Annotated in this window: 15 protein-coding genes; 8 read left to right on the top strand and 7 right to left on the bottom strand. The window is 31.5% G+C overall.

What is annotated here, in order from left to right:
- Positions 1–45 precede the first annotated feature (45 nt).
- Genes ABWP60_RS04660 through ABWP60_RS04650 form a run of 3 tightly spaced genes read left to right on the top strand, consistent with a single transcriptional unit; the run spans position 46 to position 3,747 of the window.
- Positions 46–963: a succinate dehydrogenase cytochrome b subunit gene (locus ABWP60_RS04660; RefSeq protein WP_353149211.1), complete on the top strand. Its 918-nt coding sequence runs from the start codon at positions 46–48 to the stop codon at positions 961–963.
- A gap of 6 nt (positions 964–969) precedes the next feature.
- A complete protein-coding gene (locus ABWP60_RS04655) occupies positions 970–2,979 on the top strand; it encodes a fumarate reductase/succinate dehydrogenase flavoprotein subunit (RefSeq protein ID WP_353149208.1) in 2,010 nt (669 codons plus the stop codon).
- Positions 2,980–2,985: 6 nt separating this feature from the next.
- A complete protein-coding gene (locus ABWP60_RS04650; protein ID WP_353149205.1) occupies positions 2,986–3,747 on the top strand; it encodes a succinate dehydrogenase/fumarate reductase iron-sulfur subunit in 762 nt (253 codons plus the stop codon).
- A 61-nt stretch (positions 3,748–3,808) separates the two neighbouring features.
- On the opposite strand, the gene ABWP60_RS04645 is transcribed toward ABWP60_RS04650, so the two are convergent.
- Together ABWP60_RS04645 and ABWP60_RS04640 are read right to left on the bottom strand one after the other, a co-directional pair.
- Positions 3,809–5,410, bottom strand: a complete 1,602-nt coding sequence (locus ABWP60_RS04645; protein ID WP_353149202.1) for an Ig-like domain-containing domain — start codon at positions 5,408–5,410, stop codon at positions 3,809–3,811.
- A gap of 71 nt (positions 5,411–5,481) precedes the next feature.
- Positions 5,482–6,186 (bottom strand): ComF family protein, encoded by a 705-nt coding sequence (locus ABWP60_RS04640; protein WP_353149199.1) that lies wholly within the window; start codon positions 6,184–6,186, stop codon positions 5,482–5,484.
- A gap of 38 nt (positions 6,187–6,224) precedes the next feature.
- Between ABWP60_RS04640 and ABWP60_RS04635 the strand changes: the two genes are divergently transcribed.
- Positions 6,225–7,040, top strand: a complete 816-nt coding sequence (locus tag ABWP60_RS04635; RefSeq protein WP_353149196.1) for a DUF8428 domain-containing protein — start codon at positions 6,225–6,227, stop codon at positions 7,038–7,040.
- A 42-nt stretch (positions 7,041–7,082) separates the two neighbouring features.
- Positions 7,083–8,624 carry a glycine--tRNA ligase gene (locus ABWP60_RS04630; RefSeq protein ID WP_353149193.1) on the top strand — a complete coding sequence of 514 codons (1,542 nt, stop codon included), beginning with the start codon at positions 7,083–7,085 and terminating at the stop codon, positions 8,622–8,624.
- A gap of 50 nt (positions 8,625–8,674) precedes the next feature.
- On the opposite strand, the gene ABWP60_RS04625 is transcribed toward ABWP60_RS04630, so the two are convergent.
- From ABWP60_RS04625 to ABWP60_RS04615, 3 genes are read right to left on the bottom strand one after another with little or no spacing between them, the layout of a single operon-like run.
- On the bottom strand, positions 8,675–9,004 hold the full coding sequence (locus ABWP60_RS04625) for a DUF4296 domain-containing protein (RefSeq protein WP_353149190.1): 330 nt from the start codon (positions 9,002–9,004) through the stop codon (positions 8,675–8,677).
- A 2-nt stretch (positions 9,005–9,006) separates the two neighbouring features.
- Positions 9,007–10,350: a dihydroorotase gene (locus ABWP60_RS04620; RefSeq protein WP_353149187.1), complete on the bottom strand. Its 1,344-nt coding sequence runs from the start codon at positions 10,348–10,350 to the stop codon at positions 9,007–9,009.
- Complete coding sequence (locus ABWP60_RS04615; RefSeq protein WP_353149184.1) at positions 10,351–11,073, bottom strand: polyprenol monophosphomannose synthase; 723 nt, start codon at positions 11,071–11,073, stop codon at positions 10,351–10,353.
- A 97-nt stretch (positions 11,074–11,170) separates the two neighbouring features.
- Between ABWP60_RS04615 and ABWP60_RS04610 the strand changes: the two genes are divergently transcribed.
- Complete coding sequence (locus ABWP60_RS04610; protein ID WP_353149181.1) at positions 11,171–11,836, top strand: DUF4271 domain-containing protein; 666 nt, start codon at positions 11,171–11,173, stop codon at positions 11,834–11,836.
- A gap of 21 nt (positions 11,837–11,857) precedes the next feature.
- Positions 11,858–12,607 carry a uroporphyrinogen-III synthase gene (locus ABWP60_RS04605; RefSeq protein ID WP_353149322.1) on the top strand — a complete coding sequence of 250 codons (750 nt, stop codon included), beginning with the start codon at positions 11,858–11,860 and terminating at the stop codon, positions 12,605–12,607.
- Between the two features lie 107 nt (positions 12,608–12,714).
- Here ABWP60_RS04605 and pckA read toward each other — a convergent pair whose 3' ends face one another.
- The gene (pckA, locus tag ABWP60_RS04600; protein WP_353149178.1) at positions 12,715–14,340 is read right to left on the bottom strand and encodes a phosphoenolpyruvate carboxykinase (ATP); all 1,626 of its coding nucleotides are present in this window, start codon (positions 14,338–14,340) and stop codon (positions 12,715–12,717) included.
- Positions 14,341–14,412: 72 nt separating this feature from the next.
- Positions 14,413–14,796 carry a DUF423 domain-containing protein gene (locus tag ABWP60_RS04595; RefSeq protein WP_353149175.1) on the bottom strand — a complete coding sequence of 128 codons (384 nt, stop codon included), beginning with the start codon at positions 14,794–14,796 and terminating at the stop codon, positions 14,413–14,415.
- A gap of 119 nt (positions 14,797–14,915) precedes the next feature.
- Here ABWP60_RS04595 and ABWP60_RS04590 point away from each other — a divergent pair, with 119 nt between their 5' ends.
- Positions 14,916–16,277: a saccharopine dehydrogenase family protein gene (locus tag ABWP60_RS04590; RefSeq protein ID WP_353149173.1), complete on the top strand. Its 1,362-nt coding sequence runs from the start codon at positions 14,916–14,918 to the stop codon at positions 16,275–16,277.
- Positions 16,278–16,305: the final 28 nt, after the last annotated feature.

The raw sequence follows: 16,305 nt of genomic DNA, 5'->3' as shown, positions 1-16,305 counted from the left end.
TTTTTGCTTACATTAAATATATTCAAATTAACATTAACTATAATTATGGCAAAATCAGCATTTTTAAAGTCATCTATTGCAAAAAAATATTGGATGGCACTTACAGGATTGTTCTTATGCTTGTTTTTAGTTGGACATTTATTAGGTAACTTACAATTGTTAGCTGGCGATACTATTGAAGCAGCATTACAATTTAATAAGTATGCACTTTTTATGACTACCAACCCAGCAGTAAAATTACTTTCTTATTTAACGTACATTTCTATTATTTTCCATGCTATTGATGGAATTTATTTAGCTATTCAAAACAAGAAAGCTCGTCCAGTGGCTTACGCGATGAGTAATCCTTCTAAAAATAGCAGTTTTTCTTCAAGAAATATGGCGGTTTTAGGAACGGTAGTTTTAATTTTTATCGCTACACACATGGTAAATTTTTGGGCAAAAATGCATTTTGATGCTAATATGCCTTTAGTTACGAAAACACAAGGAAACCAAGGGCAATCTCAATCCATGCTTATTGGAACACCAGATTCTAAGATTCAATCTATTCCATTACCTCCAGGAGGTTCATTAAAATCACTTGTTGAGCAAAACAATAATCAACCTGGAAATACAACCAAATTAGTTATTGAAGGTTCAAACATTGTAAAAGACGCTAAAACTGGTGAAGTTTTATTTATTGGTTTCAAAGATTTACACAAGCTAACATATACTTTCTTTAAAAGTAAAGGAAAATTATTTAATGTAATTCCAAACGAAGGGTTGTTTTTCGTCATATTTTATGTGTTATCTATGATGACATTAGGTTTCCATTTATGGCATGGTTTTCAAAGTGCCTTCCAATCATTAGGTGTTAATGGAAAATTTACACCCGCAATTAAATCATTCGGAAAAGCATTTTCAGTTGTAGTAGCTATTTTGTTTGCTATTATTCCAATTTACATTCACTTTTTTACAAAATAAAAACATATGGCATTAGATTCTAAAATTCCTCAAGGTCATATTTCAGAAAAATGGACCAACCATAAGAATAGTCTTAAGTTAGTGGCGCCAAATAATAGACCAAAAATCGATGTAATCGTAGTAGGAACAGGTTTAGCAGGTGCTTCGGCCGCTGCTTCATTTGGAGAAATGGGTTACAATGTAAAAGCGTTTTGTTTTCAAGACTCCCCTCGTAGAGCACATTCCATTGCTGCTCAGGGTGGAATTAACGCTGCAAAAAACTATCAAAATGATGGCGATAGTACTTACAGATTATTTTATGATACAATTAAAGGTGGTGACTACCGTGCGCGTGAAGCTAACGTACATCGTTTAGCTGAAGTATCTTCAAATATCATTGACCAATGTGTGGCACAAGGGGTTCCTTTTGCAAGAGATTATGGTGGATTATTAGATAACCGTTCGTTTGGTGGTACTCAAGTACAAAGAACTTTTTATGCCGCTGGACAAACGGGTCAACAATTATTATTAGGTGCGTATTCTGCCTTATCTAGACAAATTGGTTTAGGAAATGTAAAAATGTACAACCGTCATGAAATGCTTGATATTGTAAAAGTAGATGGCAAAGCGCGTGGAATAATTGCGCGTAATTTAATTACTGGCGAATTAGAACGTCATTCCGCTCACGCGGTTATTATTGCATCTGGTGGTTATGGAAATGTATATTTCTTATCTACTAATGCAATGGGAAGTAACGTTACAGCTTCTTGGAAAGTACACAAAAAAGGGGCACATTTTGCCAATCCTTGTTTTGTGCAAATTCACCCAACTTGTATTCCTGTTCATGGAACCAATCAGGCTAAATTAACGTTAATGTCAGAATCATTGCGTAATTCAGGTCGTATTTGGGTACCTGCTAAAAAAGAAGATGCTGAAGCCATTAGAGCAGGTAAATTAAAACCAACTCAAATAGAAGAATCAGATAGAGATTATTTTTTAGAAAGAAAATATCCAGCGTTTGGAAACTTAGTACCACGTGATGTAGCGTCTCGTGCAGCGAAAGATGTTTGTGATGCAGGTCACGGAATTGAATCTAACGATACCAATGAAGGCGTATATTTAGATTTTGCTTCAGAAATTATTACCAAAGGAAAACAAGCTGCGTTTATGCAAGGGGATCATAACCCATCAGATGCCACGATTCAAGAGTTAGGTAGAAAATGGGTAGAATCTAAATATGGAAATCTTTTTACCATGTATGAAAAAATTACAGATGAAAATCCATATGAAACACCAATGAAAATATATCCTGCGGTGCATTACACGATGGGTGGCGTTTGGGTTGATTATAACTTAATGTCATCTATTCCAGGATGTTTCGTTGCTGGTGAAGCGAATTTCTCAGATCACGGTGCTAACCGATTAGGCGCTTCAGCATTAATGCAAGGTTTGGCAGATGGGTATTTCGTTTTACCTTACACGGTTTCTAACTATTTAGCAGACGAAATTAGAACAGGTAAAATTGCTACTGATACTCCAGAATTTATGGAGGCTGAAAATGCCGTACGTCAATCTATTGAGCAATTAATAAATAATAATGGGACAAAATCTGTTGACTATTTCCACAAAAAATTAGGACTAATTATGTGGAATAAAGTCGGAATGGCTAGAAATGAAAAAGGCTTAATGGAAGCAATTGAAGAAATTAGACAATTAAGAGAAGATTTCTATGCAGATGTTAGAGTTCCTGGTGCAGCTAACGAATTAAACCAAGAATTAGAAAAGGCACTTCGTGTAGCAGATTTTATTGAATTAGGACAATTAATGGCGAAAGATGCTTTAGTTCGTGAAGAATCATGTGGTGGACATTTCCGTGAAGAATATCAAGATGCTGAAGGTGAAACGCTTCGTGATGATGAAAAATTTGGTTATGTTGCCGCATGGGAATACAACGGAAGCGATGCAAGTAAATCTGTACTTCACAAGGAAGAATTGAAATATGAGTTTATCAAAATTGCAGCTAGAAACTATAAATAAGATATTATGAGTGCTAAAAAAAATATAAATATTAACCTTAAAATCTGGCGTCAAAAAAATGCTAGTGCAAAAGGTAAAATGGAAACGTATAAATTAGATAATGTTTCTACAGACAGTTCTTTTTTAGAAATGTTAGACCAATTAAATGAGCAATTAATTAATAACCAACAAGAACCAGTTTCTTTTGATCACGACTGTCGTGAAGGTATTTGTGGTATGTGTTCATTATTCATAAATGGTCGTGCTCATGGTCCAGACACAGGTACAACTACTTGTCAGTTGCACATGCGTAAATTTAAAGACGGAGAAACAATATTTATTGAACCATGGAGAAGTAAAGCTTTTCCAGTTGTAAAAGACTTAATGGTGGATAGAAGTGCTTTTGATAGAATTCAACAAGCCGGTGGATTCGTTTCTGTAAATACTTCTGGTAGAACGATTGATGCCAATGCTACACCAATTAACAAACAAGATGCAGACAAAGCCTTTATGGCAGCAGCATGTATTGGTTGTGGTGCTTGTGTAGCTAGTTGTAAAAATGGTTCGGCAATGTTATTTGTTGGCGCAAAAGTATCTCAATATGCTTTATTACCACAAGGTAAAGTTGAAGCTACAGAAAGAGTATTAAATATGGTACGCCAAATGGATGAAGAAGGTTTCGGAAATTGTACCAATACCGGAGCATGTGAAGTAGAATGTCCAAAAGGAATTTCTTTAGAAAACATCGCTCGTATGAATAGAGAATATTTAAAAGCAAGTGTACTTTAATTAGATACAATTATTATACAACTTAAAAAAACGCATTCCATTCGGAATGCGTTTTTTATTGTTATAGTTTTAATTCCAATTCCTGATCCACATCCCAATTGGCTCTTACGTCAATTAATCCTGGAAAATATATCATTTCTTCGGGCTGAAGTTTAGTTTTAAAGTTACCAGAATCCCAAATTTTATTTTGGTTATCATCGTAAAACAATCTTACTTGATAGTTGCTTGGCTGAATGGCCTCAAAATACAATTCTGTTTCTTTGGTGCAATATTTTTCTCCAACAATGTCTCCAGAAGTATTTAAAATTTGAACTACATAAGGAAATCTATTGATGTTTTTCATACGCAATTTTAAATTTCCATAGTCACTTATGGCACCTTTATCAAAAGCAAATTTTAAACTGTCAGACTTCGTGTCGTATTCATCTTCTATGGCTCCAGGAAGAAGTTCTAATTCGTATTTTTCGTTTTCCTCTTGTTTAAAATCAAAAGAAATCAATTGCTCAAAATCATTAATTTCTGTCGTGAAAGATACTAGAGTGCTGTCTTTTTTTCTCAGAAATATTTTTTCAGAATTTATTTTTTTAATTGGAGTTGTGGTTTCTAGACTAAGTTTTTCGTTGAATTTGAATTTTTTATTAGCGAAAAGTGTGACTTTTAATGAATCCGCTTCCTTTAGTTTTTTTAATTTCACTACATAATTTTTCATGTAATTTTCAGATTTCACAAGTATTTGTATGGAATCTTTAGCTTCTTTAGGCATAAAAACTTGTAAAGTATCCGATTTTCTATTCGCTGATTTTGCAAATCGTAAAGGCGTATCAGTATTGTTTTTTTTGTAATATAGTTTCACATTACTTGCATTACCTTCGTATCCTAAAAACAATTTGTTGTTACTTTCTACTGTTGGCGAATAGGTTTTGATTTCGTTTTTCTCTGCAAATAGTTTTAAGGTATAGCTACTATCGGAAGGAATCTTTATTTTTTCTTTCTTAAAGGCAATTTTTTCAGATTTTGCTTGATAATTATAGTTGTTATTTTTGTCTTTTAATGCCACTAGATAATAGTTGCCTTCTTTTATGTTTTCAATAGTAAACTTGGTATTTTTTTCTAAAGTATTGGTAATATATACCGGTTTGTTTTTATAAACTAAGGAATCATTATATGTTTCAGCGTCATACAACATTACGATTACAAATTCATCCGTTTCTTTTTCGAATGCGTCAATAATTTCTCCTGAAACTTTTAAAGAATCTACAAATGCTCCTGTTGAAAACACATATTTAAATTGCGAATATGGATTGCCTTCGTTATAATCTGTAATACTTTGTCCAAAATTAAAACTATAGGTAGTATTAGGTTTTAAATCTTCATTTAATGTAATCGAGATGAATTTACTCGCGCTTCCTTGTGGTACAATTGTTGGGTTTTTTGTCATTGGTGGCGATACAATCAATTGTTTGTTGATCTCTTTTACTTGGATGTATTCACTAAAATCGATTTTAATAGTTTTCCCGGAAAAATTGGTTTCATAATTTTTCGGACTACTTTTAACAATAACAGGAGCAATACTGTCTTTTGGGCCTCCAGAAATCATGCCTCTTTTAGCGCAACTGAAAAAGACAAGAGAAAATATGGTAAGAAGTAATATGATTTTTTTCATTAATTATTTGGCTGTTTAATCCTGCAAAGTAACAATTATATTCATTCGCAGCATAATATTTTAAATAAATTTTATGATTGTGTATATGCCATAGTTACTATGCTAATTTTGGTATTTTTTATTTTTAATATTTCTTTTGCACAGGCTTCAATAGTTGCGCCAGTTGTAAAAATATCATCTACAAGTAAAATATGTTTCCCTTCAATTTTTTGAGCGTTTTCAATTGAAAACACATTTTTATTAATTTCTAACCTATTTTCTTTAGATTTTTGAATTTGAGATTTTAAGTTTTTCGATTTAATTAATACATCATCAATAATCGGAATAGCCAAGTTTTTTTCAAGCGATTCGCAAAAAGTAGTAACTTGATTGTATCCTCTTTCGTGTAGTCGTTTTTTATGTAAGGGCACAGGAATTATTACATTAATATCATTAAAAACAGGTAAATCTAATACGTTTTTTGAAAAATAATCTCCTAAAAAAGTGCCGATTTCTTGTTGGTTTTTATATTTTAAATTGTGCATTAAATGTTGTGCAATTCCTTTTTTCCTAAAATATAATAATGAGGCCCCAAATTCAAATGGAACTAAACCATAAAAAACTTTATGAATTTCTGTTTCTTTTAAAAGATGATGATGTGTAAGGGGCAAATTATGAATACACTGCGAACAAATTATTTTTTCATTTTTTAAAAGTAATTTCGAACAGCCATTACAAAATGCAGGAAATACAACGTTTAACAGATTTTTATGTATTTTGTCGAAAAATTTTATCATATTAAAACATTAGTTTTACTTTAGTAAAAATATTAAGAATGTCTTCAAAAAGAAACAATAACTATAAGATTGCTATACTCCTATTATCATTTTTTTTACTGATAGTATTATTTAAAAGTTATAAAGATAATAAATCCGCCAAAGAACTACAAGATACTTTGAAGCAAGAAACTTTGATTACTCAAAATCAGTTATCTGAAATCCTGTCTAAATATGATTCCGTATCAAATTTATATAATAATTTTGAAGAGAGTTTTCAAGATTTATCTTTAAAAGTAACCGATTTAAAAGATCCAAAAAAGAATGTTAAATTTAAAAATTTAACAGAATTAAATATTGAAATGGATAAAATTAAAGATTCAATTAAATTGTTAAAAGATAAACTAAAACAAATTGAAAAACTTAGAGCATTAATTAAACCAGAAGTTAAAACTCCAAAAATTCCTGAAAATACAGTTTTAAAAGATGCTAAATTTGAGGTAACTAATTTACAAGTGAAAGGAGTTAAGTTTCTTACAGATAATAAAACACCAAATAAAGTAAAGCCAATTGAACAAATTAGAGTTTGCTTTACAGTTGATAAAAATAAATCTATTTCCTCTGGCGAAAAAGAATTTTTTGTACAAGTTGTTAATCCTAAAAACGAAATCGTTTCTGTAGAAGAATTGACTTTTGAAAACAATAATAACACTTTAAAATACAGTAAATTAGTAAAGTTTGAATACCAGCAACAAATAACGGATGTTTGCAGTTATGTAGATTTAGAAAAGAACAAAACGGTAAAAGGTAGATATATTGTAAATTTATATTCAGGAACAACTAAAATTAGTTCAACCATTTTTAATTATAATTAAAAATTACTTTTTTAATTCCTTTCCTATTTTTACTTTTGCAACATGGCAAAACAAGAAGACTTATTTAAGAATGTAGTTTCGCATGCAAAAGAATATGGATTTATTTTCCCTTCTAGCGAAATTTACGATGGTTTAAGTGCGGTATATGATTACGCACAAAACGGTGTAGAATTAAAAAAAAATATTAGAGAATATTGGTGGAAATCCATGGTGCAAATGCATGAAAATATTGTAGGTTTAGACGCCGCCATATTAATGCATCCTACCACATGGAAAGCTTCAGGGCATGTTGATGCATTTAACGACCCATTAATTGACAACAAAGACTCTAAAAAAAGATATCGTGCTGATGTTTTAATTGAGGATTATGCCGAAAAATTAAACATCAAAGCACAAAAAGAAATTGAAAAAGCAAAAGTACGTTTTGGCGAAGCTTTTAATGAACAAGAATTTATTTCAACCAATCCAAGAGTTCTAGAATATTTATCAAAGAAGAACGAAATTTTAGCCCGAATGGCGAAAAGCTTAGATGCTGGAGATTTAGACGATGTCAAACTTTTGATTGAAGAATTAGAAATTGCTTGTCCAGATTCTGGATCTCGTAATTGGACAGAAGTACGCCAGTTTAACTTAATGTTTGGAACTAAATTAGGTGCTTCTGCGGATACTGCAATGGATTTGTACTTACGACCAGAAACGGCTCAAGGTATTTTTGTAAACTTTTTAAATGTTCAAAAAACAGGTCGAATGAAAATTCCTTTTGGAATTGCACAAACCGGTAAAGCGTTTAGAAATGAAATTGTTGCAAGACAATTTATTTTCCGAATGCGAGAATTTGAACAAATGGAAATGCAGTTTTTCGTAAAACCAGGTGAAGAAATGAAATGGTACGAATACTGGAAAACCACCCGATTAAACTGGCATAAATCCTTAGGATTGGGCGCTGAAAATTATCGTTTTCACGACCACGAAAAATTAGCGCACTATGCAAATGCAGCTGCAGATATTGAATTTAATTTTCCTTTCGGATTCAAAGAATTAGAAGGAATACATTCTCGTACCGATTTCGATTTAAAAGCACACGAACAATTCTCAGGTAAAAAATTACAGTATTTTGATACGGAAGAAAATAAAAATTACGTGCCTTATGTAGTAGAAACATCCGTGGGATTAGACAGAATGTTTTTGGCTGTATTTTCAAAAGCATTGCAAGAAGAAACATTAGAGGATGGTTCAACCCGAACCGTGTTGCGTTTGCCTTCTGTTTTAGCGCCTACAAAAGCAGCGGTGTTGCCTTTGGTTAAAAAAGATGGGTTACCTGAAATTGCTAAAGAAATTATGGAAGAATTAAAATGGGATTTTAATGTGGCTTACGATGAAAAAGATGCCGTTGGTCGTCGCTACAGACGACAAGATGCATTGGGAACACCATTTTGTATTACTGTAGATCATCAAACGGTGGAAGACAAAACAGTAACTATTCGTTATAGAGACACCATGCTTCAAGAACGTGTGGCTATTGCCGATTTGAAAAACATCATTGACAAAGAAGTTGCTGTAAGAAATTGGTTAATGAAAATGTAATACGTTTAGAACATAAAAAAAACGCCAAATTCATTGAATTTGGCGTTTTTTTATTTTTTAGCATTTTGGTGTTTTTCAAGTCTAGCTAAAATTCGTTTGTGCATGTGTTTGTAATTGTTTATATCTGCAGCATAATACCTATTATTTTGATGATATGTAGTACTATCAATTTTGTATTTTTTATAAATGTAGTCTTTAGCTTCAATTTTGTTAGCTTGTAAAATATCTGGGGCATTTATTTTTGCTGCTTGTAAGATGGCAATATCATATAAAATATTTTCCATTGTTTCTTCATCCAAAAGTATTTTCGGACGTTTTACAGGATTTTCGTTACAAGCAAAAAATCCAAAAACAAAAACGAATAAAACTATTTTTTTCATTGTTATTCTCTATCAAAAGTTAACCTTTGTCCAGCGATAATATCTTTAACTTTTCCATTGGCGTAAGCCAACTTTCCATTTACAAAAGTATGTGTTACTCTCGATTTAAAATTAATTCCTTCAAATGGTGACCAGCCACATTTTGCAATGATATTCTCTTTTTTTACATTCCAAGGCATGTGAGGATTCACTAAAACTAAATCGGCAAAATAGCCTTCTTTAATAAAACCGCGATTTTCTATTTTGAAAATTTTAGCTGGATTATGACACATTTTTTCAACAATCTTTTCTATAGAAATTTTACCTTTAGAGTAGGACTCCATCATAGCTACTAGTGCATGTTGTACTAATGGGCCGCCACTTGGACAAGTAGTATATGGATTTGACTTTTCTTCTAAAGTATGTGGTGCATGGTCTGTGGCAATTACATCTATTCTATCATCTAAAAGTGCTTTCCAAAGGGCGTCCTTATCTTCTTGGCTTTTAACTGCTGGATTCCATTTAATCAATGAGCCCTTGGTTTCATAATCTGCATCTGTAAACCATAAATGATGAATACAAACTTCAGCTGTTATTTGTTTCTTTTCAAGCGGAATTTTATTTGTAAACAAGTCTAATTCTTTTGCTGTTGAAATATGAAAAACATGCAATCTTGCACCTGTTTTTTTTGCCAATTCAATAACCCTAACAGTTGATTCGTAACATGCTGCTACGCTTCTAATTTCAGGATGTTTTTCTACTGGGATGTCATCACCGTAGATCTCTTTGTATTTCGCAAGATTATTTTTTACAATGGTTTCGTCTTCGCTATGAACGGCTATTAAAAGTTTTGTATTAGAAAATATTTTTTCTAGCGAGGCAGAGCTATCCACTAACATATCACCAGTTGATGAACCTAAAAACAGTTTTAAACCGGCTACATTTTTTGGATTTGTTTTTAAAATTTCTTCTAAATTATCGTTAGTGCCGCCCATCATAAAAGAATAGTTGGCATGAGATGTTTTTGAAGCAATTTGATATTTATCTTCTAAAAGTTCCTGAGTTACTGCATTCGGTACCGTATTGGGTTGTTCAATAAAAGAGGTAATTCCACCAGCAACAGCGGCTTTACTTTCTGATGCAATATCGCCTTTATGTGTAAGTCCCGGCTCTCTAAAATGAACTTGATCATCAATAACGCCAGGAATTAAAAAACTTCCCTCTGCATCAATAATAACACATTCCGAAGATTTAGCACTGATATTATCTGCAATTTGACGAATTTTTTCATTTTCAATTAATACATCTCCTTCAAAGACGATTCCTTCATTTACAATTCTTGCATTTTTAATTAAAAATGTACTCATTTATAGTTTGTTAAATATTTTTCTAATTCGTAACATAATCACGCCAATTACAGCTTCGCGAATAATCGCGCCACTCATCTTTGATTCGCCTAACGTTCTGTCTGTGAATATAATTGGCACTTCTTCTATCTTAAATTTGTTTACAAAGGCACGGTATTTCATTTCTATTTGAAATGCATATCCTACAAATTTAATTTTATCAATATTAATAGTTTCTAAAACATTTCTTTTATAACATATGAAACCTGCAGTGGCATCATGAATTTGCATTCCTGTAATAAATTTTACATAAACAGAAGCAAAATAAGACATCAAAACTCGGTTTAAAGGCCAATTAACCACGTTTACACCTTTGGAGTATCTTGAGCCAACTGCTACATCAGCACCATTTTGACAAGCCAAATATAGTTTTTCTAAATCGTTTGGATTGTGAGAAAAATCGGCATCCATTTCGTAAATAAATGGATAGTTATGCGAAAGCGCCCATTTAAATCCATGCACATATGCAGTTCCTAAACCTGATTTTTTTGTTCGAACTTCTAAAAATAATTTTTCCGGATATTGTTTTTGTAATTCAGCTACTTTATTAAAAGTTCCGTCTGGGGAATTATCATCCACAATTAAAACGTGGAAAGTTGAAGGCAATTGAAAAACAGCATGTATAATCCGTTCTATATTTTCAATTTCGTTATATGTAGGTATAATTACTATTCCTGCTGACATGTTATTTTATTTACGTTACAAAATTAAGTTATTTTTATATTTATTTTCTTAATAATTTTATAATTAATTGAGTTATTTTTTTTGCTATTTTTGTAGCATGAATATCATACAATTATCAGAACGAATTATAGTCAATAAAGATTGGGCCACCTTATTATTTGTGATGGCAATTGCTGTTGTTGCCCTTAACAAAACTATTTTTTCAATTAGATTCAATGAATTTATTAAATTAGGTTATTCTGACAAATATAATAAAGTTTACAAAGACACTAATAATTTATTAAGTTGGTTTACTATTTCCATGTTTGTAATTCAATTAATTTCCTTTTCCTTTTTTATTTTATTGTTGTTAAGCTACTTTAATTATACAAAAGTTGATAATTATATTACATATATTCAAATTATAACGTTTTTATTTGTATTTATTTTATCAAAGTTTTTAATAGAAAAAATCATAGCAACAGTAATAAATTCTGAAAGTTTAGTAGATAAATTTAATCTTATTAAAGTTAATTATAGAGCTTTTTTAGGTTTTGTCTTATTGCCAATTAATATTGTTATGTATTATAATTTTTGGCCTATAAAAGAAGTTTTTTTTATAATACTTAGTGTTTTTTTGCTTTACAACCTTTTCACCTACTATTTTTTAGTAAAAACATTTCAAAAGATGATATTAAGTAAATTGTTTTATTTTATTTTGTATCTTTGCGCGCTTGAAATAGTTCCGTATTATTTCATGTATTATTGGGTAACAAAAAATTAGGAATTTTTAGGTATGTCAAATTTGAAAGTAAAAACGATTTTGGTTTCTCAACCAGAACCTAAAGTGGACAATTCTCCATATCACGATTTGCAAAATAAATTTAAGGTTAAAATTGACTTTAGACCTTTTATTCATATTGAAGGCGTTTCGGCGAAGGAAGTAAGAGCGCAAAAAATTGACTTAAATAATTTTACAGCGATTATTTTTACCAGTAAAAATGCTATAGATCACTTTTTTAGAGTTGCTGAAGAAATGAGATATAAAATCCCCGAAGATTTAAAATATTTTTGTCAATCAGAAGCGGTTGCATTCTACTTACAAAAATATGTGGTGTACAGAAAACGTAAAATTTATGTAGGTCAGAAAGATTTTGCTGATTTGACTCCACTAATAAAAAAGTATAAAGACGAAAAGTTTTTATTACCAAATACAGATCAATTGAATCATGATGTTCCACAAACATTAGACGGTTTGAAAGTTGATTGGAAACAAGGTATTTTTTACAAAACAGTTATGAGTGATTTGTCTGATTTAAAAAATGTTTATTATGATGTTTTGGCTTTTTTTAGTCCGACAGGAATAAAATCTTTGTTTAAGAATTTTCCAAATTTCGAACAAAACAATACTAGAATTGCTGTGTTTGGACCAACCACTCAGAAAGAAGCTTTAGATCACGGATTACGAGTTGACATTTTAGCTCCCGCGCCAGGTACACCATCTATGACAGGTGCTTTGGAAAAATATGTGGCCGAAGCAAATAAAGGAAAATAAATTTTTAAGTTATAAATTAAAAAAGCGTTCAGAAATGAACGCTTTTTTTATAAAAAAAACGCCTTGATTTCAAGACGTTCTATTTGTTGCATTTATTATGTTAGGTATTATAATTTTGGACCTGCTTCAACTAAGGCGGCTCCTTCTTCATTATCTGTATATTGAATAAAATTCTTAATAAAAAGAGAAGCTAAATCTGCTGCTTTTTTATCCCATTCGGAAACAGTTGCATACGTATTTCTTGGATCTAAAATTGTAGCATCAACATCATGTAATGCGGTAGGTACCACAAAATTAAAAACAGGTATAGTTGTAGTCGCTGCTTTTTCAATTGAACCATCTAAAATGGCATCAATTATAGCTCTGGTGTCTTTAATAGAAATTCGTTTTCCAGTTCCATTCCAACCTGTGTTTACCATATAAGCAGTAGCTTGGTGTTTTTCCATTTTTTTTACTAACTCTTCCCCATATTTTGTTGGGTGTAAAGTTAAAAAGGCTTTTCCAAAACAAGCTGAAAATGTAGGTTGTGGTTCAGTAACTCCTCTCTCAGTACCTGCTAATTTAGCGGTAAATCCAGATAAAAAATAATATTTTGTTTGTTCTGGAGTTAATTTTGAAACTGGAGGCATCACTCCAAAAGCATCAGCTGTTAAAAAGATAACTTTAGTAGCATGTCCTGCTTTTGAAATCGGTTTTACAATATTATCAATATGATAAATTGGGTAAGAAACACGTGTATTTTGTGTTATTGAACCATCTTTAAAATCTATTTTACCATTGGCATCAACGGTAACATTTTCCAATAAGGCATCTTTTTTTATGGCTTTAAAAATATCAGGTTCGTTTGCGGCGCTTAAATCAATTGTTTTTGCATAGCAACCTCCTTCAAAATTAAATACGCCATCATGGTCCCAACCATGTTCGTCATCGCCAATTAATTCACGTTTTGGATCTGTTGATAACGTTGTTTTTCCTGTTCCTGAAAGTCCGAAGAAAACAGCAACATCGCCATCTTTTCCTTTATTAGCAGAACAGTGCATAGAAGAAATTCCTTGTAAGGGTAAGTAGTAATTCATCAAGGCGAATAACCCTTTTTTCATTTCTCCACCATACCAAGTACCGCCAATTAATTGGATTTTTTCTGTTAAATTAAAAGCAACATACACTTCAGAATTTAAATGGTGTGCGGCATAATCTTTAAAGGTTGTTTTAGAGCCATTCATCACTACAAAATCGGGTTCGCCAAAGTTGGCTAACTCTTCTGCGGTCGGTCTGATAAACATATTTGTTACAAAATGTGCTTGCCAGGCCACTTCCATTATGAAACGAACTTTTAAACGCGTATTTTCATTTGCGCCACAAAACGCATCTATTACAAAAAGTCTTTTTCCAGATAATTGCGAGGAAGTGGTTGCTTTTAATGCGTTCCAAGTTTCTGTTGAAATAGGTTTGTTATCGTTAACCGCTTTTTCAGAATTCCACCAAATAGTATTTTCTGTTGTACTATCTTTAACAATATATTTGTCTTTAGGAGATCGACCTGTAAACTCACCTGTCATTACATTAACAGCACCAAGTTCTGTTAATTGTCCTTTTTCATAACCTTGTAGTTTGTTATTCAATTCTTCGTTATAAAGTAAATCATATGAGGGGTTGTATACGATTTCTGTAACGTTTTTGATTCCATATTTTTCTAACGAAATCGATTTCGTAAATTGAGCGTAGTTATCCATAAAATTATTAATTATGTTGCTTTTGTTTAAAGTGCAAAATTAGACAATAATTTGACAAAAATACGTTTTCTGTTATTTTTTCGATAAAATAGCGTAAAATAAGTATCCCCAAGATAGAATAAGAATTAGTCCGCCAATTGGAGTTATAGGACCAATTAGTTTTGATTTAATTCCAGTTAAACCATTAGTTGTTAATACATAAATGGAACCCGAAAAAAACAATATACCTGTTATAGTCAAATAAAATATGATTGCTTTTTCCTTTAATGTAATGATTTGCGTCGTGCCAATAAACAATAAAAACAAGGCATGATACATTTGATATTTGACACCTGTTTCAAATGAATTTAATTGTTCAATAGAAAGTATTTTTTTTAGGGCATGCGCTCCAAACGCTCCAAATATAATAGCTAAAAAGCCCAAAGTACATGCTGCAAGTAAAATTTTTTTTTCCATTAATTGTGTTTTATCTCTTCACAAATATAATAAACTTCAAATCAAATTTTTTTATAAATGCTAGTTTTTATTTTTTAGAAATATAACATTTCATTACCTTCGTGTGATATTATAGTAAAATGAGAAAGATATTAATTATAGGAGCAGGTCGATCTGCCTCTTCACTTATAAAATATTTATTAGATAAATCAGAATCAGAAAATTTGTTACTTACAATTGCTGATTTATCAGAAGCATTAGCCAATAAGAAAACGGGAAATCATAAAAATGCACGTGCGATTTCTTTTGATGTTTGCAATGATGAACAACGTAAACAAGAAATTCAACAAGCGGATATTGTTATTTCAATGTTACCGGCTCATCTTCATATTGAGGTAGCTAAAGATTGTATTTTTTATAAAAAAAGTATGATTACGGCATCGTACATTAGTGAAGAAATGAAAAGTTTGGATTCCCAAGCTAAAGAAAACCAAATTGTGTTAATGAACGAAATTGGTTTAGATCCAGGAATAGACCACATGAGTGCCATGAAAATTATGGACGAAATTAAAAGTATAGGGGGAAAAATTATTCTTTTCGAATCTTTTTGTGGCGGATTAGTGGCTCCTGAAAGCGATACCAATTTGTGGAATTATAAATTTACCTGGAATCCAAGAAATGTAGTTATAGCAGGTCAAGGTGGCGCGGCAAAATTCATACAGGAAGGCACTTATAAGTATATTCCTTATTATAAATTATTTAGAAGAACCGAATTTTTAGAAGTAGAAGGTTTTGGTCGATTTGAAGCATACGCTAACAGAGATTCCTTAAAATACAGGGAAATTTATGGTTTACAAAATGCAGAAACCTGTTATCGTGGAACTATAAGAAGAGTAGGTTTTTCAAAAGCATGGGACGTATTTGTGCAATTAGGCATGACAGATGATACCTATATTTTAGATGATTCTGAACACATGAGTAACCGAGATTTTGTGAATTTATTTTTGCCTTATCACCCAACGGATTCAGTAGAAATTAAACTCAGACATCAATTAAAAATTGATCAAGATGATGTAATTTGGGACAAACTTTTGGAGTTAGATTTATTCAGTAAGTCGGTGGTTACGGGTTTAAAAAATGCCACTCCCGCGCAAATGTTAGAAAAAATTCTATCGTATAAATGGACATTACAACCAGAAGATAAAGACATGATTGTGATGTATCATAAAATAGGTTATGAAATTAATGGTGAGCAAAAACAAATTGATTCCACTATGGTTTGCTTGGGCGACGATCAAACTTATACCGCGATGGCAAAAACTGTGGGATTACCCGTAGCCATTGCCACTTTAAAAATATTAAATGGTGAGATACAAACAACTGGTGTGCAATTGCCTATTTCTAAAGAAGTATACTTGCCAATTTTAAAAGAATTAGAACAGTATGGTGTAGTTTTTAAAGAATATGATGTGCCCTACTTTGGATATAATTATTACGATTAAATAAAAAAATCCAAATTCTGAAACTTTC

This window comes from Flavobacterium sp. (genome assembly GCF_040402895.1).
Classification (GTDB): Bacteria; Bacteroidota; Bacteroidia; order Flavobacteriales; family Flavobacteriaceae; genus Flavobacterium.
The sequence above is the reverse complement of the archived record's forward strand: the minus strand, read 5'-3'. Positions and strand labels throughout refer to the sequence as shown.